A 23,586-nucleotide genomic window follows, 5' to 3' on the forward strand; every position below is an offset into this window, starting at 1 on the left:
TATAATTATTTAAATAAGCTGTTTTCTCACGGTAACATCGACACCTAGAGGCGCCCATCCTGCTACTGTGATATCTACAGCATCGATCGAAACCCACCCCAAGCCGCTGAAGACGATGTCAGAGGGTTCCTTTATTTTAAATTCATGACGCTTCAGTGCCGGGAAATCAGCAGCCGAAGCAGCATTCGGCGGTGTCAGCAGTTCCCCTAACTGGTTTTCATACAGTTCATCTGCTCTTTCCGTTTTTGTGCGATGAATATAAAGTTCATTGGATACATAACAGACAAAGGATTCTTTTCCTTCACCCATCAGGTAGTCAAAGCGAGCCAATCCTCCGAAGAATAATGTCTGATTATCGTTCAACTGATAATTTTTCGGTTTCACTTCTTTTCTCGGTGTCACGACCTTTAAATCTTTGGCATCTAAATAGTGTGACAACTGACTTTTCTGAATGATTCCCGGCGTATCTACAAGTACTTTTTCATCGTCCAGGGGTATTTCGATTTTACCCAATGTGGTCCCTGGGAAATAGGAAGTCGTGATCGTATCTTCTGAATCTGTAGCGATGTTTATGATTTGATTGATCAGTGTGGACTTCCCAACGTTGGTCGTTCCGACGACGTACACATCTTTCCCTTGACGTTCCTTGTCCAGAGCTTCCATAAATTTTTCAACAGAGGCTTTATTCAAGGCGCTGAGCAGATAGACATTTTGTGGTCTGATTCCATAGCTTTGAACCTGCTCTGTCACCCACTGACGCATTTTGCCTTCACCAAGCGATTTGGGCAGCAAATCACTCTTGTTGGCTACGATAACGATCGGGTTGCTTCCGGCAAACCTCTGAATCCCCGAGATGATACTGCCGTTAAAATCGAATAAATCAATGACATTGACTATGAGTGCGTTCTCTTCGTTCAATTCATGAAGCATGTTCAAAAAGTCATCATCGCTCAGTTCGATGTCCTGAACTTCATTGTAATGTCTCAGACGAAAACAGCGTTTGCAGTACACTAGATCTTCAGCGCTTTTTTTCTCCAGGACAGAGGCAGGAAGATAACCCGATTTCGTTTCATCTTGTGACTGCAAAACTGCTCCGCAGCCAATACACCTTAGTTCATTATTCTTTAATTCGTCTGCCATGTATCGTATCTCTCCATTTCATTTCGGGATCTTTTTTTATCAGATAGTTCATGATCTTCAGCTCCACGAACCTGTTCAATCGCGTATTCCAAGCATCAGAATCTAGTATAGGCTTGACCAATACCGTTCTTATCCCGGCTTTATTAGCTCCTCTGATATCGGTGATGACTTGATCGCCGACCATCAGCCATTCTTCTTCGGAATAAGAATAGTCTTTCAGCGCTTTCTTGAAACCTCTCGTTAATGGTTTCAACGCTCTAGGTATAAAATCCAGTTCAAGAATACTTGCGATCTTCTTTACTCTTTTTCTAGAGTTATTGGATAATATGACCACTTTGATATCATTCTTTTTCATTAATTTGATCCATGCGATCGTTTCTTCCGTTGCCTCCGGATTGTTCCAGGCAATAAGTGTGTTATCTAGATCGGTCAATACCGCTTTTATATTTTCTCTTTTTAATTGTTCCGGGGTGATTTGATATATGGATTCAACCATCCACGTTGGCTTAAAACTACTCAGCATATTTTCCCTCCTGACTGAAATCAACATGCACGAAAGGGGAGTTTCTAAAAAAAAGGAAGCACACAAAGCACTTCCTTTTGTGCACTTCTTACTCTTCTGTAGATGTTGCGGGCTGGACCAGTTCAAGTATTTCAACAGCTACATAATCGATATTATCGAATTCATAAGTCTGTTCTGTCGTTCGGTCTTCAAGTTCAAACATATTAGATTTATTATCATAGCGTACGATGCACTTTTCCTGGCCGTTTCGTTCAAAACGTCTTACTTGAACTTCATCCGACTGATCTTCGCGCATTGCATCCAGTCTTCTGATAATAGGTATAAGTTGGGATGGTTTCATTTGTTTTCCCCTTTCTCTTCTTTTGTCACTTCACTTCTACATTTTAACAGATTTCAGCCCAAATTACATTAGATGCGCTGTGATTTAAGCTGATTATTGTCTTATATGAGACTATGACGATATTTTATACTGTTTTATTGAATTTGCATTATGGTAAACTAATACGATACAGGAGGAAAAACACATGAATAAAACTACCCACTTCAATTTAAATCACCAGATAAGAAATCTCGAAATATCTAAAATCAGGCAATTTGATGATCAGGTCAGTACATTCGAACCATTGATCCGACTGACACTCGGACAGCCTGATTTCCCGACACCCGAACACGTCAAGGAAGCTGCTAAAAAAGCGATCGATTCTGATTATTCGTTCTATACCCGTACTGCCGGAGACATTAAACTAAGAGAAGCTGCTTCGGCCTTTGCAGCAGCCAAATATGATCTGTCTTACGATCCGGAAACGGAAATCATTGCAACAGTTGGCGCCACCGAGGCATTGGCCACGACCCTATTTACTTTGCTTAATCCTGGAGACTATGTTTTGATCCCCTCGCCTTTCTTTTCTCTTTACGACTCTCTGGTAAAAATGAGTCAAGCGACCCCGATTTACATGGACACATCTGAAACCGGCTTTATGGTCACGCCTGACTTGATAGAGAAAACGATCCAGTCTCTGGATAAAACACCAAAAGCCATCATTTTGAATTACCCTAACAATCCGACAGGCATAACGTGGACAGAAGCTGAAGTGAAAGGAATTGCTCTCACTCTTTCAAACTATCCAAAAATGCTTGCGGTCAGTGATGAAATATATAGTGAACTGGTTTACGATGACACTCATGTTTCGTTAGGGAAACACCTGAGAGATCAGACGATCGTTATTAATGGCCTGTCAAAATCACATGCCATGACCGGCTGGCGCTTAGGACTCATTTTTGCGCCTGAGCTAATCACATCTGAACTTGTCAAAACCCATCAGTCGCTGGTCACGAGCGCTTCGACAGTTACACAATATGCCGGTATCGAGGCACTGGTAAATGGTCAGGATGATGCTTTGCCGATGAAGGCTGCTTATAAAGAACGTCGCAGGGTCGTCATGCAGACGCTTCAGGAATTGAATCTGGAAGTAACAGAACCTAAAGGAGCCTTTTATATTTTTGCGGCCCTTCCAAAAGGACTGAAGATGAGCAGCTACGACTTCTGCTACGGCTTTGCTGAAGGATACCGCGTAGCCATGATCCCCGGTGATGCATTTGGAGCTGCCGGTGAAGGCTACTTCCGGATCAGCTACGCATCGAATTTAGAGGATATCAAGACAGCAATGGTCCGACTGACTGAATATGTAAATACGTTAAGAAAATAAAGGTGATAGAGAATTAAGACTGGGAAGAGAATCCCCAGTCTTTTTGCTTTTTGTGAAATCCTTTAGAGAGAAAAATCAACCTGATGACTTATTGCCTAGTATCGCAGTCACTTTTGGGTGAATTTAGAATTTATTGTATCAACGGATCTCTAAAACGGTTATTGTGACTACTTTCTGGAGAATCACAGCATGAACTGGTCACTAAACGGTTTTTGCGACTACTTCCTGCAGAATTACATCATTAACTGGTCACAATACCTTCAGAGAACACTTCGCCTTCACTAAACTAAGAAAGAAGCTGGGAGTTTAGTGTAACCTCAAAAAGTTAGACTTTCTGAGGTCACTATACTTTCTTCCCAGCTTCTTTAACTTTAAAATACAATTTGCTACCCTATTCGTTTTCCCACCACAATTTGATGAGTGCTTGCGTTCCATCTTCTGCATGGCCCTTCTGACTCAATTGCTCGTATAATTCTTTTGCTAACATAGTGGACGGTAAGTTCAATCCCATCTTCTCTGCTTCATCCAGCGCTATACTCAAATCTTTTATAAAGTGTTTGACAAAAAAACCAGCCGAATAATCCTCTTTTAATATCCTCGGAGAATAATTTTCCAGTGACCAGTTACCTGCTGCACCGCCACTCAACGTTTTCACCACTTTTTTTAGATCCAGCTCAGCTTTTTCTGCATACACAAGCATCTCTGTCAGCCCAGTCATCGTGCCTGCGACCATTATCTGATTAGCCATTTTTGTATGCTGACCACTACCAGCAGGTCCATGCAGTTCCAGCGACGATGAGAAGAGCTTGAAAATCTCTTTCATATCATTGAATACTTGTTCATCCCCACCGACCATTATCGTAAGCGTTCCTTTTTTCGCACCGAGGTCTCCACCGGAAACCGGTGCATCCAAGGCCTCTGCATGCTTTTCTTTTGCTGTCTGATTGATCTTTTCTGCCAGAGAAGGTGTACTGGTCGTCAAATCGATCAGTACTTTATTCGCTACATCCGCCTTGAATATGCCTTTTTCTCCGTAATAGACATCTTCTACATCTACAGGATACCCTACCATCGTAAAAATGATATCCGATGTTTCCGCAACATTCTGAGGGGTTTCAGCCCACACCGCACCTTTGGTTAAAAGTGTTTCGGCTTTTGCCTTTGTACGGTTATACACAGTAACGGTGTGATCATTTTTTAGCAGGTGTTCAACTACAGAAATTCCCATAACGCCTGTTCCTATGAATCCGATGTTAGTCATACGCTCACTCCTGAATTTTTAATATAGAAAAACAGATTGAGCTCCAAATGGAACCCAATCTGTCTGATCAATCTTTTACATATTGGTTAACTAACTCAATAACTTCATCTACCGTTGTGCATTCTGTAACAGCTTTATGAGACAATTCTTTCATTTCATCAGAATCCAGCTTTTTAAGCAGACTTCTGGTTTTAAGAATACTTGTTGCACTCATTGAGAATTCATCTAATCCCAGTCCGATCAGTAATGGAACTGCGATTTGATCTCCAGCCATTTCTCCGCACATGCCGGCCCATTTACCTTCGTTATGAGCAGCATCTATAACCATTTTCACAAGACGCAGAATAGATGGGTTATATGGTTGATACAGGTAAGAAACCTGCTCGTTCATTCTGTCCGCAGCCATTGTATATTGAATCAAATCATTTGTGCCGATACTGAAGAAATCCACTTCTTTAGCGAACTGATCAGCTAACACTGCTGCAGCAGGAATTTCGATCATTATTCCGACTTCGATCGAATCAGAAACTTCCACACCTTTTTTGATCAACAAAGCTTTTTCTTCTTCCAGTATAGCTTTTGCTTCTCTAAACTCCTGCAGGGTCGCGATCATTGGGAACATGATTCGTAACGTTCCATGAACAGAAGCGCGAAGCAACGCTCTTAACTGGGTTCTGAAAATAGAATCCTGATCTAAACTGACGCGGATAGCGCGGTAGCCAAGGAACGGATTCATTTCTTTAGGCAATTCTAAATAAGGAAGCTCTTTATCCCCACCGATGTCCATCGTTCTCACGACGACCGGCTTACCTTCCATACCTTCCAGAACTTTTTTATACGCTTCATACTGATCCTCTTCTGTAGGAAGTTCAGCAGAATCCATATATAAGAATTCTGTACGATATAGACCGATACCTTCTCCGCCATTGTCTTTGACACCGACTAAGTCTTTTGGTGTTCCGATATTTGCAGCCAATTCGACATGTTTGCCGTCTTTGGTCACACTCGGCTCATTCAACAGCTGATCCCATTCCAGTTTCAGCTTGTCATAGTCTTCAGCTTTCTTGTTGAATGAAGATATTTCCTCTTCAGAAGGATTGATGTAAACGTCCCCTTCTAAACCATCAACGATAAGCTGGTCATTTTCAGACACGCGTTCAGTGATATCTTTAGTCCCAACGATCGCTGGGATTTCAAGTGATCTGGCCATGATAGCAGAATGAGATGTACGTCCGCCGACATTCGTGACGAATGCTTTGACATATTTCTTATTTAACTGAGCTGTGTCACTCGGTGTTAAATCTTCTGCAATGATGATAACTTCTTCTTCAATGGTTGCTGGTGAAGGCAAGGTCACATTCAAGAGATTTGCGATCACACGTTTTCTGACATCGCGGATATCGGCAGCACGTTCCTGCATGTATGCGTTGTCTTCCATCCCCTCAAACATAGTGATGAATGTATTCGTCACCTGTTTAAAAGCATATTCCGCATTTACGTTCTCACTGTCGATAACAGCTTTTGTCTGATCCATTAGATCTGGATCTGACAACACCATGATATGAGCATCGAATACTTGTGCTTCTTCTTCGCCTAACGATTCAGCAGCAATAGCTCTGATTTTAGTTAATTGTTCTTTAGCTTTATCAGTTGCTTCTGTTAAACGTTTCATTTCAGCATCAGTATCAGAAATTTCATTTTTCTCGATTGTTAAGTCTGGTTCAACGAGTAAGTAGGCTTTTGCGTGAGCGATTCCATCACTTGCTGCAATTCCGGATACTTTTGAAGTCATTATTCAGCCATTCCCTCATTTTTAATTGTTTCTTCGATTCCTGCGATGGCTTCTTTTTCGTCAGCTCCATCAGCTGTGATCGAAACTTCTGCACCTTTACCTACGCCTAAAGACATAACGCCCATGATAGATTTCAAGTTAACAGACTTACCTTTATAATCTAATGTAATATCTGAATTGAATTTGCTTGCCTGCTGTACTAACAACGTTGCGGGTCTAGCGTGGATCCCTGTATCTGCAATAATCGTGTATTCTCTTTTTTCCATTTGAACTGCTCCTTTTAAAAAAAGTTTTTTTATTATGAAAAGAATAGAACCTCAGTCTGTCATGGATGTGTACTTTTTTTCCGTACTTTTCCATTAAACCGCCATTTTATTCTTTCTTCCTATACAGATTACCACTTTTCTCCTTTACCTACAACTGTTTTTTCTCAACTCATATAACTTATCCTTGAAAGTCAAAAATGGTCAATGTATAATAAATCTATCAAAGGTCAATATTGGTCAAGGTTTTTCGCGTGAACTCAACCCCTTTGAACTGACCTTTGAACAGATAATACGTATAATAAAATTAGAACTTTATATAGAAAGGAAGTTTTCTTATCATGATATGTCAACGCTGTATGGAGCGACCTGCAACAATTCATTTAACCACAAGCGTCAATGGACGACGACGAGAAATTGACCTTTGTCAGAAATGTTATCGTGAAATAAAACAGCAAGAACAGCAAGGACGTTTGAATCAGGGAAACAGCCAGGATCCGTTTGGCTTCAATCAATTTGATGACCTCTTCCGTGCCCTGTCTCAGAATCAGAATCCAAATACAGAGAGACCCACTCCCCCTAATAGGCAGTTCTCCGGCAATAATCAGCAGCCTCCGACAAACGGCGGAGGACGTGGCGGTTTACTTGGCGAATATGGTGTGGACCTCACTCAAATGGCTAAGGACGGGAAGATAGACCCGGTGATCGGGCGTGACAAGGAAATCGAACGTGTCATTGAAATTTTGAACAGACGAACTAAAAATAATCCTGTCCTCACTGGAGAAGCGGGTGTAGGTAAAACAGCCATCGTTGAAGGTCTTGCGATGAAGATAGTCAATGATGAAGTGCCGCATAAACTGCAGGATAAAGAAGTTATCCGTCTCGATGTTGCCTCCCTTGTTCAAGGAACAGGAATCAGAGGTCAGTTTGAAGAGCGTATGCAACAGTTGATGAATGAATTGAAAGATAACGACAACATTATCTTGTTCATCGATGAAGTGCATGAAATCGTCGGTGCCGGTTCTGCAGAAGGCAGCAGCATGGATGCCGGGAATATTTTAAAACCCGCTTTAGCCAGAGGCGAACTTCAAATGGTCGGTGCGACGACTTTAAACGAGTATAGAAAAATCGAAAAAGATCCCGCACTGGAACGCCGTTTACAACCTGTCAGAGTTAATGAACCGACCATAGAAGAAACACTGACGATTTTAAAAGGTATCCAGAAACAGTATGAGGATTACCACCACGTTAAGTATTCAGATAAAGCGATCAAAAGTGCAGTAGAATTATCTCACCGTTATATCCAAGATCGTTTCCTGCCTGATAAGGCGATCGATCTGTTGGATGAATCCGGATCTAAAAAGAATCTGACGATTCAATCTGTTGATCCGAAATCACTGGAAGAAAAAATTGATGAAGCAGAAAAGCAGAAACAGGAATCCTTAGAAAAAGAAGATTATGAAAAGGCTGCTTTTTATCGTGATCAAGTCACAAAATACAAAGAAATGATCGAACAGCAGACTCCTCAGTCCGAACAGCCCGAAGTGACAGAACAGGATATTATAAATATCATCGAAATAAAAACAGGTATCCCTGTAGGTGAGTTAAAAGAAAAAGAACAGGCTCAGCTGAAAGATCTGGACAAAGCGCTCAGACACCATGTCATTGGTCAAGATGAGGCTGTTGACAAAGTAGCTAAAGCCATCCGCCGGAACCGTATTGGTCTCAGACAGAAAAACCGCCCGATCGGTTCATTTATGTTCGTGGGGCCTACTGGTGTCGGAAAAACAGAATTGGCAAAAACTCTCGCTCTTGAATTGTTTGGAAGCAAAGATTCCTATGTTCGGCTGGACATGAGCGAATATATGGAAAAACACAGTACATCCAAACTGATCGGTTCGCCTCCAGGCTATGTTGGCTATGATGAAGCGGGACAGCTTACTGAAAAAGTCAGACGTAATCCATATAGTCTGATCCTGGTCGATGAAGTAGAAAAAGCACACCCAGACGTCCTGCATATGTTCCTGCAGATCCTCGATGATGGACGCTTGACAGATGCTCAAGGGCGTACAGTCAACTTCAAAGAAACGATCATTATCATGACAAGCAATGCCGGAACGACCAATGTCGAATCAAGCGTAGGTTTTGGAGCTCAGATGAGCGGAGAACAGCATTCGATAAAAAATCGTCTTCAGGATTATTTCAGACCCGAACTGTTGAACCGCTTTGACGGAATCGTTGAATTCCATCCCCTCTCAAAAGAAAATCTGCTGGAAATCGTGGATCTGATGCTTGAAGATGTCAATGAAGCATTGAAGCAGCATGATATAACGGTACACGTCGATCAGTCAGCTAAAGAGAAACTTGTCGACTTAGGGTATGATCCTAAGATGGGTGCACGTCCTTTAAGACGGGTTATAGAAGAACACATCGAAGATAAAATCGCTGAGTTTTATATCAACAATCCAGAACCAGGTAAAATATCAGCAACAGTCGAAGATGATGCCATTGTGATCACTAAGAAATCAAAAGAACAGTCATCTAACGGCGAGTCGCAGAAAGCAAATGAAGAAACGAATAAAACTGACAGCACTGAACAGTAATCGACTTCCTGAAAATTAAAATAAAGTAAAAAACACATATCCCCTTCCGGTTCAGATGAATGATATGCTCCCCTTATAGTAGACAGAGAAATAATAAAAAATTCTCTGACACTATAAGGGGAGTTTTTGTCATGTCAAAAAGAACTACATCACATAATTTAAATGAACGATATGAGATGGTCATCGCGATACTGGAAGAAAGATGTTCAATTAATTCTCTAATAAAGAATGAAGGGATAAGTAAATCGGCGCTTAAAAGCTGGATTAGGAAATATAATGCCAATGGCATTGAAGGGTTAAAAGAATCCAGAGGGTGGAAAGTCTATTCGGATGAAGTGAAAACAAAAGCAGTTGAACACTACCTAAATACATCTGCGGGATTAGAATCGACTTGTGATACGTACAACATCTCGTCCAGTTCGGTTTTAAGAAAATGGATTAAGCTTTATACTAGTGGAAAGGGATTTAAATCTACTAGTAGAGGAAGTCAGAAAATGAATACTGGGCGCAAAACAACATGGAAAGAACGAATTGAAATTGCACAATTCACCATCGCTAATGAACTGAATTATCATAAAGCCGAAGCAGAATATAATGTTTCGTATCAACAAGTCTATCAATGGGTACGCAAGTACAAAAATGGCGGACCAGAAGCACTTAAAGACCGCCGTGGGCGTTCTTTAGAATCAAAAGAAACGTTGACTGAAGAAGAAGAACTTCAGCTTGAGGTGAAAAGATTAAAGCAGAGAAATGAGTATTTGGAAGCGGAGAACGGTTTGATAAAAAAGCTAAAAGTTATCGAAAGGAGGAATCGGCGCGGATAGGATCCTGCCTGAACGAATTTCAGGCTATCTATGAATATAATAAAGAAACGGATGTTTCTATACTTATGCTCTGTAACATCTTAGACGTCTCTCGATCCGGCTACTATAAATGGTTGAACCATACTCCCTCTCGGTGGGAAGAGGAAACGGAACGATTGATGTCGTGGATAAAAGAACGTTTTTATCACTATAATGGCATCTTTGGATATCGTCGCCTCACAATCGATTTAAATCGTGCCTCAAAGACCAAACGGTACAATAAGAAACGTGTACGTCGCCTCATGATTCAAATGGGATTAAAGTCCTATATTCGACGTTCTAACGGATACTGTACACGAACCAGCTACAAAAATATCGAAGAGAATCATCTGAACCGTGAATTTGAAGCTGATAAACCTAACGAGAAGTGGGTCACAGACATCACCCATCTCCATTATGGCGACGGCCAAAAAGCCTATCTTAGTGCCATTAAAGACCTGTATGACGGATCGATCATTGCCTATAAACTCAGAAAACATAATGATAATCCTCTGGTCATGGCCACACTAAAAGATGCATTAGAAACTAATCCAAATGCCACTCCGCTTTTACACAGCGACCGAGGGTCGCAGTATACCTCAAAAACGTATCGTCAGCTTACAACAGAAGCTGGGATAACACGAAGTATGTCGCGTGTTGGTAAATGTATTGACAACGGACCGATGGAGAGCTTTTTTGGTCATTTCAAGTGTGAATCTTACAAACTGAAACATTATTCAACCTATAAGGAACTTGAAAGAGATATACAGAAGTACATGAAGTTTTACAACTACGAACGATTTCAAGAGACAAGAAACAGCCTGACACCAATGGAATATCGGTATCAGGCTGCGGCATAGAGTTTTTTATTTTTTTACTGTCTACTTGACAGGGTGCAGTTCAGAATGAACGTGAAAAGGGATATGTGTTTTTCTGTTTTTTTATAGTAGAGAGGTCAATTCTACTTCAGGATATTTATCACTGAACCATCTCTCAGCAAACTTATTTTCGAATAAGAACAACGGCTGATCGAAACGGTCTCTGACAAGCATATTACGGCTCGATCCCATGTTCTCATCCAGTTGATCCGGATTTACCCAGCGGGCAATACGGCTGCCGATAGAGGTCATGACGACTTCAGAATTATATTCATTGAGCATGCGGTGCTGGAAGACTTCAAACTGGAGCTGGCCTACCGCTCCAATGATATAGGTTTCGGTGTGATACGATTTATACAGCTGAATGGCACCTTCCTGAACCAGCTGGTTGATCCCTTTGTGGAACGACTTCTGTTTCATTACATTTTTTGGTTCTACCTTCATGAAAAGTTCTGGTGTAAACTGTGGCAGTTCCTGGAATTCTATTTCATCTTTACCTGCGTACAGCGTATCTCCTATCTGGAAATTCCCTGTGTCATAAAGTCCGATGATATCTCCAGCAACTGCATCTGTCACTGTTTCTCTACTCTCTGCCATAAACTGAGTGGAATTGGACAACCTGATTTTCTTCCCAGTACGTGGCAGAGTAACGTCCATTCCCCGTTCAAATTTTCCAGAACAGATTCTCAAAAATGCAATACGGTCACGATGACGTGGGTCCATATTGGCTTGTATTTTGAAAACAAATCCAGAAAATGTTGGTTCTGTCGGTTTAATGATATCGTTCGCTCTCGTTTCGTGAGCAGACGGTTCTGGAGCAAACTGCAGGAACGTTTCAAGAAAAGTCTGGACCCCGAAATTAGTCAAAGCCGAACCAAAGAATACGGGGCTCAATTTCCCTGCAGCGATTGCTTCAGTTGAAAATTCGTTCCCCGCTTCTTTCAGGAGTAAAGCTTCTTCAAGCACTTGATCATAGAGTGATTCCTTTTTGATCCTGTGCTCTCCCTCTATCTCTCCCTCTTTATTCAACGGGATGAAACGTTCGCCATTATTGGTTTCTTCAGGTCTGAATGCTTCGATCCGATTGTGATAAAGGTCGTATAAGCCCAAAAGTGTCTTTCCGGAACCGATCGGCCAGTTCATGGGGTAGGCATCGATTTCAAGAACTTCTTCCAGTTCTTCTATCAGCTCAAGGGGTTCTCTACCGTCTCTGTCTAGTTTATTCATAAATGTAAAAATAGGAATGCCTCTCATTCGACAGACTTTGAATAGTTTTTTCGTCTGTTCTTCGATACCTTTTGCGCTGTCCACGACCATGACAGCCGCATCGACAGCCATCAATGTACGATAGGTGTCTTCAGAGAAATCTTCATGCCCCGGAGTATCCAGGATATTGATCCGTTTATTCTGATACTCGAACTGCATGACAGAACTCGTTACTGAGATCCCTCTTTGCTTTTCGATTTCCATCCAGTCAGATTTGGCGAATTTACCCGATTTCTTGGCCTTTACAGTTCCAGCCTGTCTGATTGCTCCGCCAAACAGAAGCAGCTGTTCGGTAATTGTCGTTTTCCCTGCATCCGGATGGGAGATGATAGCGAATGTCCGTCTTCTTTTTACTTCTTTAGTCAATTCATTACTTTTATTATCAGTCAATATAAACGTCCTTACTCTTTAAAATTATTTTTGTCTATTGAATACTTAATCAGTTTCTGTTCATGATACATTTTGATCAGGTATGTCCCGATCGTTTTCAGGATCGCAAAAACAGGGACCCCGATCAGCATCCCGATAAGCCCTGCTATATTGGCAGAAGCCAGCAGTACCAGTATGACAGTCAGCGGATGGATAGCCAGGGACTTCCCGACAAGGAACGGTGTGAATAAGTTACTATCCAGCTGCTGTGCGACGAGTACAAAAACAGCAGCCAGTATGGCCCGTGCAGGAGATTCGATCAGTCCGACAACGATTGCTGGTCCTGCTCCGATAAACGGACCGACATATGGTATGAAATTAGTGATAGCGGCAAAAAATGACAGCAGGAAAGCGGAAGGCAAACCTATGATGGAATACATAAAAAAGAGCAGTACCCCAACCAGTAAAGAGGCCAAACCTTTTCCGCTGATATAGCTTGAAATGGTATTGTCTGTCTGAATGATCATTTCTTTTATATTTTTTTTGTATTTTGCAGGAGTCATGTCTACTACAAGAGGCAAAAATTTATGACCGTCATGAAGCATATAGAATAAGATCACCGGTACTGTAATAAACAGAAAGGCCAGTTCCGTGAAGGCCTGGATAGCACTGCCGACACCTGAAGCCATTCCAGACAGGAAACGCGATCCGATATCTCTCAACCATATTTCAAGATTGTCAAGAGCCATAGTGATATCGATCTGCTGCATCCATGGCTCTTCAGCTAAACGATTAGCGTATATTTCCAGTTCACTGATAAACATTGGTATACCGGAAATCAGATTGGAAGTCTGTTCAATGAGCATAGGTATGCCGAGAAGGATCGATAGAGCAATAAATCCGATCAGTAAGATCATCACGACAGCCACGCCGATGATCCGTTTTACTCTAAAACGTTCCAGCAGTTCGACTAAAGGATTCAATAAATAATACAGGAATCCCGCTATCAGCAGTGGCATAAATAACGCAGTTAGAATGCCGACTAAAGGATTTAATATAAAATCAATACGTTGAAGCACGTAAATGAGTATGGCTGCTGCTAAGAGCCATACTGTCCAGAACATTAATTTAGATTCTTTCCAGTTGATCACTTTATCCCCCTCTTTTACTTGTTTCTCTTACATTATAAGCGACACAGCCTTCTATTGAAAGAGTAAGTTCGGTGATACATTGACGACAAACGTAAATATTGCTATAGTAAGACATAATTTCAGAAAAGAGGGATAGTATGGATTTTAAAACAACCACAGATATATTATCTGAAGTCTATCGTGATTCGATCGCTATCAGAGCAGAAGTGTTTATCGAGGAACAAAAAGTGGATCCATCCTTGGAGATAGACGAATTAGAAGATCAGACGCTGCATATCGTCGGTTATGAAGATGATAAACCTGTCTGTACCGCTCGTTTACTGAAAAAGGCTGATAATTCTGTCAAGGTTCAGCGGGTAGCCGTTCTTTCACCTTATCGTAAACGAGGTATGGGAAGACTGCTGCTTAAACATATCGAGAAAATCGCCAAAGAGCAGTTGCATGGTTCAAGCCTTATTCTGGATTCACAAGACCACGCCATTTCTTTCTATGAAAAAGAAGGATTTACAGTCCACGGTGAAGGTTTTTTAGATGCCGGCATCCCTCATCATTTTATGCAGAAAAAAATATAATCAGTGTTTATCCGGTTTCTTATTAAGCGACTTATTAAGAAGCCTTTTTCTTTTACAGCGGTTGACCTCAAGTCTTCTTTCTTTTTCTTTGATATCTCTCTTCAAGTAAATAGCTGCCCGGTCCTGTTTCTTCTCAACGAGAAAAACATCCCCGAGTTCGTAATCTTCGGGGAGTTCCCCAACCGGTACATATAGAGGCTCTTTAGATGAATCGGGAACGAGACGGGCGGTTTCGCCTTCTATTTCTTCTAACACCACATACATCAGTTTCCCTCCTCAGTTAAAATCTCCAGCTGATCATCCTTTGTCACGTTGATCTGGATCGTCCCATGTGTGTCTGTTCCAAGTAACGCAGCGGAACGATCAGTAAATTTCTCTATCGTTTCTTTGTGAGGATGGCCATAATGATTATCAGGGCCTGCCTGATAGACAGCCACTTTAGGCTCAACTGCTTCCAGCCACTCTATACTTGTACTGGTGCTTGAGCCGTGATGCCCTAAAACCATGATATCCGACTGCAGCGAGGCTGGATTATCTAATATCATGCGTTTTTCCACTTGCGCATCCACATCTCCAGAATGTACAAGAGATGTATCCCCTATTGCGATACGCGTAACGATCGACTCGTCATTCTGATTCTCTTCTGTTTCATTTAAAAGAGGATGCAGGACCTGAATCGAGAAAGGTCCCACTTCGGCTTCATCTCCGGCTTTGGGTTCTTTGTATGCTACGTCTGTGTCCAGCATTGCATCCAATACATCACTGTAGGTTTGAGAGGTATGATCCATGCCATTCATCCAAACTTCTTCTACTTGAAAATATTCCAGGACGATATCCCCATTACCAATATGATCGGCATCATTGTGAGTGAAAATCATAAGGTCGATCTTACCCCCTACACCGATCTCATCATTAAGATAATTGATGATCCTAGGCTCGCTGTCATCATATCTTCCGGTATCGATCAGAATAGTTGTTCCGTCATGGGCCTGCAGCAGTGTCGCTGAACCTTGGCCAACGTCAAAAAAATGCAGTTCAGCTGTATTTCCTTTTATCTCATCGTCAGTAAATGGAATAGGGATGGACCTTATATACACTTTTATTTCACTTACATAAGTATCGATCCATTGAAAGGATAGGTTACTCCTTTCTGCCCACGATCCCAATAAAAAAGCAACACTAACAAGTAGTGTTGTCAGCAGAACAGATCGTTTGCCACTTTTCGTTGTTTTTTTTCGTTTAACTTTTCTTTTCACTGCTCACACTCTCCAATTGATTAGATAATCTCTTTAAATCATCTGGTAAGGGGGATTCCACTGAAAGTTCTTTGCCAGTGAATGGATGGTCAAAAACGACTTTAGCACAATGAAGAGCCTGTCTGTCTATCCACTTTTCAGCCGATCCCGGATTATAAAGGGTGTCCCCCAGCAAAGCATGGCCGATATCAGAAAAATGCACTCTGATCTGATGTGTGCGTCCCGTATGCAGTTGAATTTTAACCAGTGTCGAGTCCCTGTACCTCTTTTTTACCCAGTATTCAGTTTTTGAAGGTTTTCCGGTTTCAACCACTTGTCTTTTTATTATAGAATCCTCCATACGACCGATCGGTCTGTCTATGAGGTCCCATCGTTTCTCGAGTTTCCCATTTACAAACGCAACGTATTCCTTGTATAATTCTTTTCCTTTTAAGAGCTGGTCCAGATAAGAGTGTGCTAAGCCATGTTTGGCAAAAATCATAACTCCTGAAGTATCTTTATCTAATCGTGTAACGATGTGTATCGTTTTATGACGATAATCCTTTTTTTCAATATAACCTTTTACACGGTTAGCCATCGTGTGATTCCTGTAAAGTGATGAGGGTACAGAAGGAACGTTGCTTGGCTTGTCGACCAGAAGAAAATGTTCGTCCTCAAACAAGACAACGATTTTCTTGTCTGAGATCTCCAAGTGGTCATTTGCAGGCTCATCCGGCAAGCTAAGAGAAACGCGATCCCCTTCTGATACCTGTTTTCTGACCCTGCTCAGCTCCTGATTAACTTCCAGACGACCTCCCTGAAACTTGACTTTCGCAAGCAGACGCTTGGAAATACGTTTCGTTTTTAAAAATGATTTTAATGTCATAGGGGACTGACTAGTGACTGTCCATTCGATTTTCATTATTCGTTTTAGCTCCTAAAAATGCGTCTTCCACACGATCCCAGAAATGCGTATGCTGATATTGAGCAAATCGGATACGTTCTTTTGCAATTTGAAAACGTATGTAATCAACATCAGTTTCTGATGAAACTAACTGATCTATCGTTAAAGTGAATGTGTTCGTATCGATCGGTTTGATTTTTATCCATTCATCCGGTGCTATGATCATCGGCGAACTGAGTGTTCGAAAAATGCGATTATTCAAAGACGCGATTTCAGTCAGCTGTAGGGCTTCCAGTCTTGGATGGAGGACTGCTCCACCGATCGATTTATTATAGCCGGTTGAACCTGTTGGCGTAGAAATACATAAGCCATCACCTCTAAACCGCTCAAAGTGTTCTTCTTTGATATAGACATCTCCAACAAGTGTGCCGTCAGTGATTTTGACGATGGATTCATTCAATGCCAGAAAATGCTTGTTCTTGTGTCTACTTTTATATACGACCTCAACATCCAGAAGCGGATACTGGATGAATTCACCGTTATCGTTTTCCAGACTGTTGACCAGTTCTTTCAGGTTGTACTGTCTCCAATCGGTATAGAACCCTAAATGTCCTGTGTGCACACCGATGAAACGAACACTGTCCAGTAAATGTGCGTAACGGTGAAAAGCGGACAATAACGTCCCGTCTCCGCCAACTGAAATGATGATATCCGGTTTTTGAGTTACGATTTCCAATTCTGATTCATTTAGCAGTTCTCTAAGCTGCCTTACGACAGGTAATGATTCCTGAGTATTATTCTGTACAATGGCTATTTTCACGTTGATTTTCCTTCCTTTACGTCAATTACTCTTGAGAATAACGGAAGTTTTTTTGGATTTCTTTGATTTCTTCTCTGATCGTAGACATTTCTTCATCTAACTGAAAAGCTGATTCTGCCGCTTTCTGTAATCGGGTATTGATTTCTTCAGGAAATTCTCCCTGATATTTATAATTCAGCGAGTGCTCGATGGAAGCCCAGAAGTTCATAGCAAGGGTTCTGATTTGGATTTCCACTAAAACCATTTTTACTTCATCGATCAGCTGGACAGGATATTCACATATCAGATGGTAGGAACGATACCCGCTGTCTTTTTTATTGGTGACATAATCTTTTTCATAAACAACTGTTAAATCATTCCGGTTCTTCAGCATAGATACGACGTCATGAATATCTTCCACGAACGGGCACATGATCCTTATGCCTGCCAGATCCTCCATATCAGTCTCCAGTTTATCTAAAGAAATACCTCTTGTTCTTGATTTCATTATAATACTCTTTATCGGTTTCACTCTACCGGTGACGAATTCAATCGGCCCGTGTTCTTTCCTCAACTGATACATTCCTCTCAGGCCGCGAAGTTTAACTTTCAGTTCATCCACTGTCTGTCTGTAAGGAAGCAGGAAAAGTTCCCAATCTCTATTCATATCCTATACCTTCTTTACTTTAATTTAGTCAATATTATTGATATCATTGTAACATATTTTTAAAAAATACCGTAGCAAGGGGTTTAATAATCAATATGAGACAAGAAGTAGAAATCGAGTACAAAAACCTTTTAACTCAGCAGGAATACGATAAACTAAAGACCATTTTTTTTGCTGATGTGTCCTCTCCTGTTATTCAGGAAAATTATTATTTCGATACGCAAGACGCCAAGTTAAAAGATGCACGTTGCGCACTCCGTATCCGTATAAAAGACAGCTCAGCTGAAATGACGCTCAAAACACCTTTTGAAGGACATCACACTGAAACGACCCTGGATATGACTCCAGTAAAAGCCAGGGAACTGATTACAGCCGGATCGTTTTCTCTTCCTGAAGCTATTCACACCGTTCTGGTTCAGGAGGGCATTGAGATCGATCAGGATGTTTTCAAGATTGCCCAGCTGAAAACCGAACGTCTTGAAGCTGAAAACCCCCATTCCATTATCGTACTCGATAAGAGTTATTACTCGAATCAGATCGATTATGAACTTGAAGTGGAATCTGATTCAAAATCTACGGGTGAAAAATTGTTTGCTCAGATCCTAAAAGAACATGCTATTCCAAAAAGAGAGACTCAAAATAAAATTGCCCGTGCCTTTAATGCTGCCCACTAGATTTCATACATTTATGATGTTTGTGACATTTTAGTCACAATAACAGTCTTTTTTATGCTGTAATCAAGCAGAACATTACAAAATACCTGATATATTTGTTAGTCTATATAATGTAATCAACAAGATTTTACAGCTTACATTAAATATTCGAAACTCTATTACTATTGCCCGAGAATCCGTTTCATTTTAATCTGTTGGGTATCGGCAGTAAATTAAGCAACCATTAAGAATCACAACTGTTATGACTGACAAAAATACAAATTAGGTGTGTGCTAAAGATGTTTTTAAATAATATGATCGAAGTTTTCTTATTTGTAAATCCCTTGGGGACAACATGTTATGAAACCGAAAAAATTATAGAGTCATTTTCCAATGAACGAGACGAAAAAGTTAAGGTGCGTTTTATTCCATTACTCAATTTCCATACAATAGGTAATATTATGAAAGAAAAAGAGAACCAAACGTTATCCAATCGCAATCAGCTTTACACTGATTCTTTTCATGCCAGCTTAGCTTTTCAGGCCGCTTCGATGCAGGGCAAGAAAAAAGGCAGAAAATTCCTGATGGCGCTGCAGGATAAAGTCATCAATGAAGGCAAAGATGTTACCAAAGAATTATTTACTCAGATCGCCGAGTTGATCAAACTGGATCTGGAAATGTTCGAAGAAGATTTCGAATCAGATTTTACAAAAGCAGCATTCAAAAAAGATCAGAAACTGGCACAGGAAATGGATATACAAAACGCTCCCTCCTGTGTATTGTATCCTAGTGGCGATGACGAATATGGTTATCGTTTAGATACCGTCATTACTAAACAGATACTTCACGGTTTCTCTGATGAAAAGATCCAGCTCAAGAAAACGACGCCAAAGCATCTGTCACTGATTCAGATGGTATAGGATCATTGATCTAAATATATAAAAACAACCCGCCTCAGCTATTGCGATCAGCTCGAGACGGGTTGTTTATTGTGTTCAAAAGATATAAAAGAGAAAACTAACACATTGATGATTTAATGAGTTAAATAGAGTCCAGCGCTTTTTCTAGTTCATCCAGTCGTTCTTCAAAGACTTTCATGGCTCTTTCCAGATAATCTCTTTCCGTCATATCCACGCCTGCTTTTTTCATTACTTCGATCGGATAGTCACTGCTTCCTGCTTTCAGGTAAGACAGATATTTATCCAATGCCCCTTCTTCTTTGTTAAGGATCTTATCAGCCAAAGCTGTCGCGGCACAGAAGCCTGTAGAATATTGATAGACATAGTAGTTATAGTAGAAATGCGGGATACGCGCCCACTCATATTGAATGGCCTCATCTTTTTCAACAGCATCACCATAATACTTGCTGTTCAGTTCTCTGTAACTTTCGCTCAAATAATCGGCTGTAAGCGGCGTGCCTTTTGCAGCTTCTTCATGCATAAAATGTTCGAATTCTGCAAACTGTGTCTGACGGAATACCGTTCCTTTAAACCCATCCAGATAATGGTTCAGCACGTAAGCTCTTGCTTTAGGGTCTTCTGTTGTCTCCAAGAGATAGTCAGTCAGCAGATTTTCATTGGTCGTTGAAGCAATTTCAGCCAGAAAAATCGAATAGTTCCCATAAACATAAGGCTGATTTTTTCTCGTGAAGTAGCTATGGGCACTATGTCCAAGCTCGTGGACGAGTGTATATAGATGATTGAGTGAATCATGCCAGTTTAGCAGGATATATGGATTAGTATCATACATACCTGAAGAATAGGCACCACTGCGCTTCCCTTTATTTTCAACGACATCGATCCAGCGGCTGTTAAAGGCATCGTCGAGTACAGCTCTGTATTCAGGACCAAGAACATCCAGTCCCTCAAATGTTTTGTCTCTTGCTTCATCGTATGTGAACTTCAGGCTGGCTTCACCGGTGATCGGTGTATATAAGTCATACATATGCAGTTCATCCAGTTCCAGGACCTGTTTTCTCAGATCCATGTATCTGTGCAGCAGCGGCAGATGATCATTAACGACTTCTATCAGTGTATCATGCACGGCTTCAGGTATGTGATTATCTGACAAGGCACTTTCTCTTGCAGAATTATAATGATGGACTTTAGCCTGATAATTATGATGCTTGACATTTGCTGAGAGCGTGCTGGCAAATGTATTCTTGAAACTTTCGTAAACCTCGTACATTTTTTCAAAGGCTTCTTTTCTTACTTCTCTGTCCGTGCTTTCCAGAAGTTCTCCATACATCCCATGAGACAACTGGACCTCTTCCCCGTCTTCTCCTTTGACCATTGGAAATTTCAGATCTGCGTTGTTCAGCACACTGAAGGTCTGACTGGAAGAGGTCAGGACTTCACTTGCTGCTGCCAGCAGTGCTTCCATTTCTGCTGAAAGAACATGTGCTTTGTTTGCAGTCAGCTGGGTAATATAATGTTTGTATTGTTTCAGTTCTTCCTGTTCATCAAAATAACCGGATAGCTGTTCTTCAGGCAGTGCGATCAATTCAGGTTCAAACCAGGACGTCGCTTCCTGAGACAAGGCTGCAAGGTAGCGTGCCCGGTCATTCATCGCCTGATATGTACTATTCGCTGTATCCTGATCATTTTTAAGGTGCGCATAGACATAAAGAGCGCTTACTTTTCTTGACAGATTCAACATCGCTTCAAGTGCTTCAAGGAAAGTCCCGCTGCCGAAAGCTAATTGACCCTGATAGGTTTTCACTTCTTCTACTGATTTTTGAGTCTCATTAAAGTCTTCTTCCCACTTCTCATCGGATTTATAGATGACAGTAAGATCCCAAGTCTGTTCGACTGGTATTTCTTCTCGTAAGGGTAAAGCTTTTGATTCAGCCATTAAATATCCTCCTAAAATTTTATCAACATATTAATGATAACATAATTTGAAAACGAATAGAATATCTTTATGTTTGTTAATCTTTTCGTTATCTTCACTCATTAAATATTCATAGTTATAAAATCGTTTCAGTGCGGACCCATTTACGCTCAGCTATTTCATTCAGATAACCTTTGTTACACAAAAGATCCATGAACTGAAACAATGGCTGGATCAGGACACTGTGCTTTATATCCGGCAAATAATGAAAAATGATTTCTCCCTCGTTCTCCCATTCTTTTATCTTTCGGCTGAGACCGGCGTCTGTAATGACCTGCGTCGGGTGCAGTTCGTCCAACCACATTACGATTATCAGTTTCCATTGATACGATAAGGTCCTGATGAACCATTCCTTTGATACACTGTAAAATAGTACATCAGGTAAGGTTTTTATATGCATATCATTACAATAGAGAAGTTCAAAAAAACGTCTTGCTCTTTTATCTTTATAATATGAAAGTCGGTATAAGTTCTTTTCCTCATTTATTCTGGACTTTACAACAGGAACCCTGTTGTGGTTTGGTTGCTCAACTATTTTTTTCACATAGAAGATATCATCATCAAAATCGACTCTGCTTCTCTTAAATGCCTGTCCTGCATTGGAACATCTAATATCTGTGATAACTTCAAGCTGCTGCTTTTTCTCATTGAGCTGAAACAGAGTGAATGCCCCACTTTTATTCACGAAAAGATAGTCATAGTGACGCGTGGAAAGTGTTTTATTCACTTTTAATTTCTCACCAAGTATCCAGATCACTTTTATATTATTCTGTACATACCCAGCTGTCCTGCTTCTGATTTTTTCTATTGAGATAGGACTGCACTGGTACTCGACCGCCACAGAAACGCCGTTATATTGAATCAGCAGATCTGGTCTCTGATTCAATACAGGTAGATAGGCTTCCAGCTCAACTGTGATTTCTTCCTTTTTAAACCAGTGATACAGAAGTAATTTCCCCTCAATGTGTGCTGCTGTCTCACCTTCCGAGAACATCTGGCAGCGACTGTTGTTTTTATGAGCAAAATGAGCCTGATAGATTTCACCTTTTTTGAATATCACTTCTTCCCGGCATCCCGGGCAGTAGCATTGACTCTCTCTGGTGTACTCGTTCGCTGTTACTAAATTATGCTGCTTATCCACTGCTGTAAACATGCTATCCCTTCTTCACATTTTATTATCTTCACTTATTAATATTTACTGTTTATTTATTTTTTAACGAAAAAAGATCCCGCAGAAATAAATTCTGCAGGATCTTCATTGATTTTCAGTTTATTTGAAGTAATAGCGTGTCAATTCCAGTGCGTTTGTTTCCATTATTTTTTCAGCATATTCATTTAATACTTCAGGTGTTGTTTTGGTCTTGTTTCCATACTCAAGAGCAACTGCCAGTTCTTCATCACTTGTCTTTTCGACCATTTCTTCGACAAAGAATGTTATGTGGAGGTAATACTTGTTTTTATAGCTGTAAAGAGTCGACATCCCGCTTTCCAAATACAGAGATTTAGATAAAGCTATCAGTTGTTCAAAACTCTCTAAAGCAACCACTACTTCTTTGGTCGGGTTATTACCTTTAGTGTATTCATCAATTTCATCTAGTGATTCTTCATTCTGATTCGCGTTTTTATTTAACTGGTCCTTCAGCGTGTCCAAAGAATTTATTTCCTCTTTAAAATTGGTCCCTTTACTGATAAATAATTCTAATCCGTTATTATTCGGCATGACTTGAAAAGTAACTGCTTCAGATTCTTGAAATTCTTCATCGATATCCACTTCTTCTAATATACTATAAAAGAATTTTTCGATCTGTTTCTGATTTCCCAGCAGATCAAGAAAAGTGATACCACGTTCTTCTAAATCAGTATTTTCAATGACTACACGAATCGTATCATCGTTGATATGTTCAATTTCCATTATTCCACACCTCACATTTCCTTGGAATAAACGTCCCTGTGGGATAAATTTTCTTGTCTGGTAATGTACAGTCGAAAAGACTGCACTCCAATTATTATACAAAAGGTACTGTTTAAATACAAGTCACAACTTTCATAATTATCATACCTTTCTCACTT

Annotated in this window: 21 protein-coding genes and 1 pseudogene; 6 read left to right on the plus strand and 16 right to left on the minus strand. The window is 40.7% G+C overall.

Features of this window, described 5'->3' with window-relative positions; all coding sequences use genetic code 11:
- Positions 1-9 precede the first annotated feature (9 nt).
- From yqeH to AB4027_RS08205, 3 genes are all read right to left on the minus strand, one after another.
- A complete protein-coding gene (gene yqeH / locus AB4027_RS08195) occupies positions 10-1,140 on the minus strand; it encodes a ribosome biogenesis GTPase YqeH (RefSeq protein ID WP_368644972.1) in 1,131 nt (376 codons plus the stop codon).
- Positions 1,118-1,663: a YqeG family HAD IIIA-type phosphatase gene (locus AB4027_RS08200; RefSeq protein WP_368644973.1), complete on the minus strand. Its 546-nt coding sequence runs from the start codon at positions 1,661-1,663 to the stop codon at positions 1,118-1,120. Before AB4027_RS08200 ends, yqeH begins: the two co-directional genes overlap by 23 nt.
- Positions 1,664-1,751: 88 nt before the next feature.
- Positions 1,752-2,003 carry a YkuJ family protein gene (locus AB4027_RS08205; protein WP_091489058.1) on the minus strand — a complete coding sequence of 84 codons (252 nt, stop codon included), beginning with the start codon at positions 2,001-2,003 and terminating at the stop codon, positions 1,752-1,754.
- Positions 2,004-2,187: 184 nt separating this feature from the next.
- On the opposite strand from AB4027_RS08205, the gene AB4027_RS08210 reads away from it, so the two are divergent.
- The gene (locus AB4027_RS08210; protein WP_368644974.1) at positions 2,188-3,369 is read left to right on the plus strand and encodes an aminotransferase class I/II-fold pyridoxal phosphate-dependent enzyme; all 1,182 of its coding nucleotides are present in this window, start codon (positions 2,188-2,190) and stop codon (positions 3,367-3,369) included.
- 391 nt (positions 3,370-3,760) lie between these two features.
- Here the strand turns inward: AB4027_RS08210 and AB4027_RS08215 are convergent, their stop codons facing one another.
- From AB4027_RS08215 to AB4027_RS08225, 3 genes are all read right to left on the minus strand, one after another.
- Positions 3,761-4,630, minus strand: a complete 870-nt coding sequence (locus AB4027_RS08215) for an NAD(P)-dependent oxidoreductase (RefSeq protein WP_368644975.1) — start codon at positions 4,628-4,630, stop codon at positions 3,761-3,763.
- A 67-nt stretch (positions 4,631-4,697) separates the two neighbouring features.
- On the minus strand, positions 4,698-6,422 hold the full coding sequence (gene ptsP / locus AB4027_RS08220; RefSeq protein ID WP_368644976.1) for a phosphoenolpyruvate--protein phosphotransferase: 1,725 nt from the start codon (positions 6,420-6,422) through the stop codon (positions 4,698-4,700).
- Positions 6,422-6,688, minus strand: coding sequence for a phosphocarrier protein HPr (locus AB4027_RS08225; protein WP_091487722.1), 267 nt, complete (start codon positions 6,686-6,688; stop codon positions 6,422-6,424). Before AB4027_RS08225 ends, ptsP begins: the two co-directional genes overlap by 1 nt.
- Positions 6,689-7,026: 338 nt before the next feature.
- Between AB4027_RS08225 and AB4027_RS08230 the strand changes: the two genes are divergently transcribed.
- A complete protein-coding gene (locus tag AB4027_RS08230) occupies positions 7,027-9,288 on the plus strand; it encodes an AAA family ATPase (protein WP_368644977.1) in 2,262 nt (753 codons plus the stop codon).
- 131 nt (positions 9,289-9,419) lie between these two features.
- A pseudogene (locus AB4027_RS08235) lies at positions 9,420-10,990 on the plus strand (IS3 family transposase).
- Positions 10,991-11,071: 81 nt separating this feature from the next.
- Here AB4027_RS08235 and AB4027_RS08240 read toward each other — a convergent pair.
- Positions 11,072-12,664, minus strand: coding sequence for a peptide chain release factor 3 (locus tag AB4027_RS08240; RefSeq protein WP_368644978.1), 1,593 nt, complete (start codon positions 12,662-12,664; stop codon positions 11,072-11,074).
- 11 nt (positions 12,665-12,675) lie between these two features.
- A complete protein-coding gene (locus tag AB4027_RS08245) occupies positions 12,676-13,794 on the minus strand; it encodes an AI-2E family transporter (protein WP_368644979.1) in 1,119 nt (372 codons plus the stop codon).
- Positions 13,795-13,931: 137 nt separating this feature from the next.
- Here AB4027_RS08245 and AB4027_RS08250 point away from each other — a divergent pair, with 137 nt between their 5' ends.
- The gene (locus AB4027_RS08250) at positions 13,932-14,366 is read left to right on the plus strand and encodes a GNAT family N-acetyltransferase (protein ID WP_091487616.1); all 435 of its coding nucleotides are present in this window, start codon (positions 13,932-13,934) and stop codon (positions 14,364-14,366) included.
- Here the strand turns inward: AB4027_RS08250 and AB4027_RS08255 are convergent, their stop codons facing one another.
- Genes AB4027_RS08255 through AB4027_RS08275 form a run of 5 tightly spaced genes read right to left on the minus strand, consistent with a single transcriptional unit; the run spans position 14,367 to position 17,971 of the window.
- Complete coding sequence (locus tag AB4027_RS08255) at positions 14,367-14,630, minus strand: hypothetical protein (protein ID WP_368644980.1); 264 nt, start codon at positions 14,628-14,630, stop codon at positions 14,367-14,369.
- A complete protein-coding gene (locus tag AB4027_RS08260) occupies positions 14,630-15,622 on the minus strand; it encodes a ComEC/Rec2 family competence protein (protein WP_368644981.1) in 993 nt (330 codons plus the stop codon). The genes AB4027_RS08255 and AB4027_RS08260 overlap by 1 nt, the downstream gene beginning before the upstream one ends.
- Complete coding sequence (locus tag AB4027_RS08265; protein WP_368644982.1) at positions 15,606-16,523, minus strand: RluA family pseudouridine synthase; 918 nt, start codon at positions 16,521-16,523, stop codon at positions 15,606-15,608. Before AB4027_RS08265 ends, AB4027_RS08260 begins: the two co-directional genes overlap by 17 nt.
- Entirely contained in the window at positions 16,498-17,325 is an 828-nt protein-coding gene (locus AB4027_RS08270) for an NAD kinase (RefSeq protein WP_177165464.1), read from the minus strand. The genes AB4027_RS08265 and AB4027_RS08270 overlap by 26 nt, the downstream gene beginning before the upstream one ends.
- A gap of 25 nt (positions 17,326-17,350) precedes the next feature.
- Positions 17,351-17,971 carry a GTP pyrophosphokinase family protein gene (locus AB4027_RS08275; RefSeq protein WP_368644983.1) on the minus strand — a complete coding sequence of 207 codons (621 nt, stop codon included), beginning with the start codon at positions 17,969-17,971 and terminating at the stop codon, positions 17,351-17,353.
- Between the two features lie 95 nt (positions 17,972-18,066).
- On the opposite strand from AB4027_RS08275, the gene AB4027_RS08280 reads away from it, so the two are divergent.
- Together AB4027_RS08280 and AB4027_RS08285 are read left to right on the plus strand one after the other, a co-directional pair.
- A complete protein-coding gene (locus AB4027_RS08280) occupies positions 18,067-18,645 on the plus strand; it encodes a CYTH domain-containing protein (protein WP_368644984.1) in 579 nt (192 codons plus the stop codon).
- 278 nt (positions 18,646-18,923) lie between these two features.
- Positions 18,924-19,544 carry a DsbA family protein gene (locus tag AB4027_RS08285; protein ID WP_368644985.1) on the plus strand — a complete coding sequence of 207 codons (621 nt, stop codon included), beginning with the start codon at positions 18,924-18,926 and terminating at the stop codon, positions 19,542-19,544.
- A 121-nt stretch (positions 19,545-19,665) separates the two neighbouring features.
- On the opposite strand, the gene pepF is transcribed toward AB4027_RS08285, so the two are convergent.
- From pepF to AB4027_RS08300, 3 genes are all read right to left on the minus strand, one after another.
- Positions 19,666-21,477 carry an oligoendopeptidase F gene (gene pepF / locus AB4027_RS08290; RefSeq protein WP_368644986.1) on the minus strand — a complete coding sequence of 604 codons (1,812 nt, stop codon included), beginning with the start codon at positions 21,475-21,477 and terminating at the stop codon, positions 19,666-19,668.
- 115 nt (positions 21,478-21,592) lie between these two features.
- The gene (locus tag AB4027_RS08295) at positions 21,593-22,669 is read right to left on the minus strand and encodes a competence protein CoiA (protein ID WP_368644987.1); all 1,077 of its coding nucleotides are present in this window, start codon (positions 22,667-22,669) and stop codon (positions 21,593-21,595) included.
- A gap of 117 nt (positions 22,670-22,786) precedes the next feature.
- Positions 22,787-23,428, minus strand: a complete 642-nt coding sequence (locus AB4027_RS08300; RefSeq protein WP_368644988.1) for an adaptor protein MecA — start codon at positions 23,426-23,428, stop codon at positions 22,787-22,789.
- Positions 23,429-23,586: the final 158 nt, after the last annotated feature.

The organism is Alkalibacterium putridalgicola (genome assembly GCF_040959045.1).
Lineage (GTDB): Bacteria > Bacillota > Bacilli > Lactobacillales > Carnobacteriaceae_A > Alkalibacterium > Alkalibacterium putridalgicola.

Coding starts and splice junctions, on each gene's coding strand:
- AB4027_RS08275 (WP_368644983.1), bottom strand. CDS start 17,971: ATGAATAGAGATTGGGAACTTTTCCTGCTTCCTTACAGACAGACAGTG.
- AB4027_RS08300 (WP_368644988.1), bottom strand. CDS start 23,428: ATGGAAATTGAACATATCAACGATGATACGATTCGTGTAGTCATTGAA.
- ptsP (WP_368644976.1), bottom strand. CDS start 6,422: ATGACTTCAAAAGTATCCGGAATTGCAGCAAGTGATGGAATCGCTCAC.
- AB4027_RS08250 (WP_091487616.1), top strand. CDS start 13,932: ATGGATTTTAAAACAACCACAGATATATTATCTGAAGTCTATCGTGAT.
- AB4027_RS08225 (WP_091487722.1), bottom strand. CDS start 6,688: ATGGAAAAAAGAGAATACACGATTATTGCAGATACAGGGATCCACGCT.
- AB4027_RS08265 (WP_368644982.1), bottom strand. CDS start 16,523: ATGAAAATCGAATGGACAGTCACTAGTCAGTCCCCTATGACATTAAAA.
- AB4027_RS08210 (WP_368644974.1), top strand. CDS start 2,188: ATGAATAAAACTACCCACTTCAATTTAAATCACCAGATAAGAAATCTC.
- yqeH (WP_368644972.1), bottom strand. CDS start 1,140: ATGGCAGACGAATTAAAGAATAATGAACTAAGGTGTATTGGCTGCGGA.
- AB4027_RS08230 (WP_368644977.1), top strand. CDS start 7,027: ATGATATGTCAACGCTGTATGGAGCGACCTGCAACAATTCATTTAACC.
- AB4027_RS08205 (WP_091489058.1), bottom strand. CDS start 2,003: ATGAAACCATCCCAACTTATACCTATTATCAGAAGACTGGATGCAATG.
- AB4027_RS08285 (WP_368644985.1), top strand. CDS start 18,924: ATGTTTTTAAATAATATGATCGAAGTTTTCTTATTTGTAAATCCCTTG.
- AB4027_RS08200 (WP_368644973.1), bottom strand. CDS start 1,663: ATGCTGAGTAGTTTTAAGCCAACGTGGATGGTTGAATCCATATATCAA.
- pepF (WP_368644986.1), bottom strand. CDS start 21,477: ATGGCTGAATCAAAAGCTTTACCCTTACGAGAAGAAATACCAGTCGAA.
- AB4027_RS08215 (WP_368644975.1), bottom strand. CDS start 4,630: ATGACTAACATCGGATTCATAGGAACAGGCGTTATGGGAATTTCTGTA.
- AB4027_RS08280 (WP_368644984.1), top strand. CDS start 18,067: ATGAGACAAGAAGTAGAAATCGAGTACAAAAACCTTTTAACTCAGCAG.
- AB4027_RS08255 (WP_368644980.1), bottom strand. CDS start 14,630: ATGTATGTGGTGTTAGAAGAAATAGAAGGCGAAACCGCCCGTCTCGTT.
- AB4027_RS08295 (WP_368644987.1), bottom strand. CDS start 22,669: ATGTTTACAGCAGTGGATAAGCAGCATAATTTAGTAACAGCGAACGAG.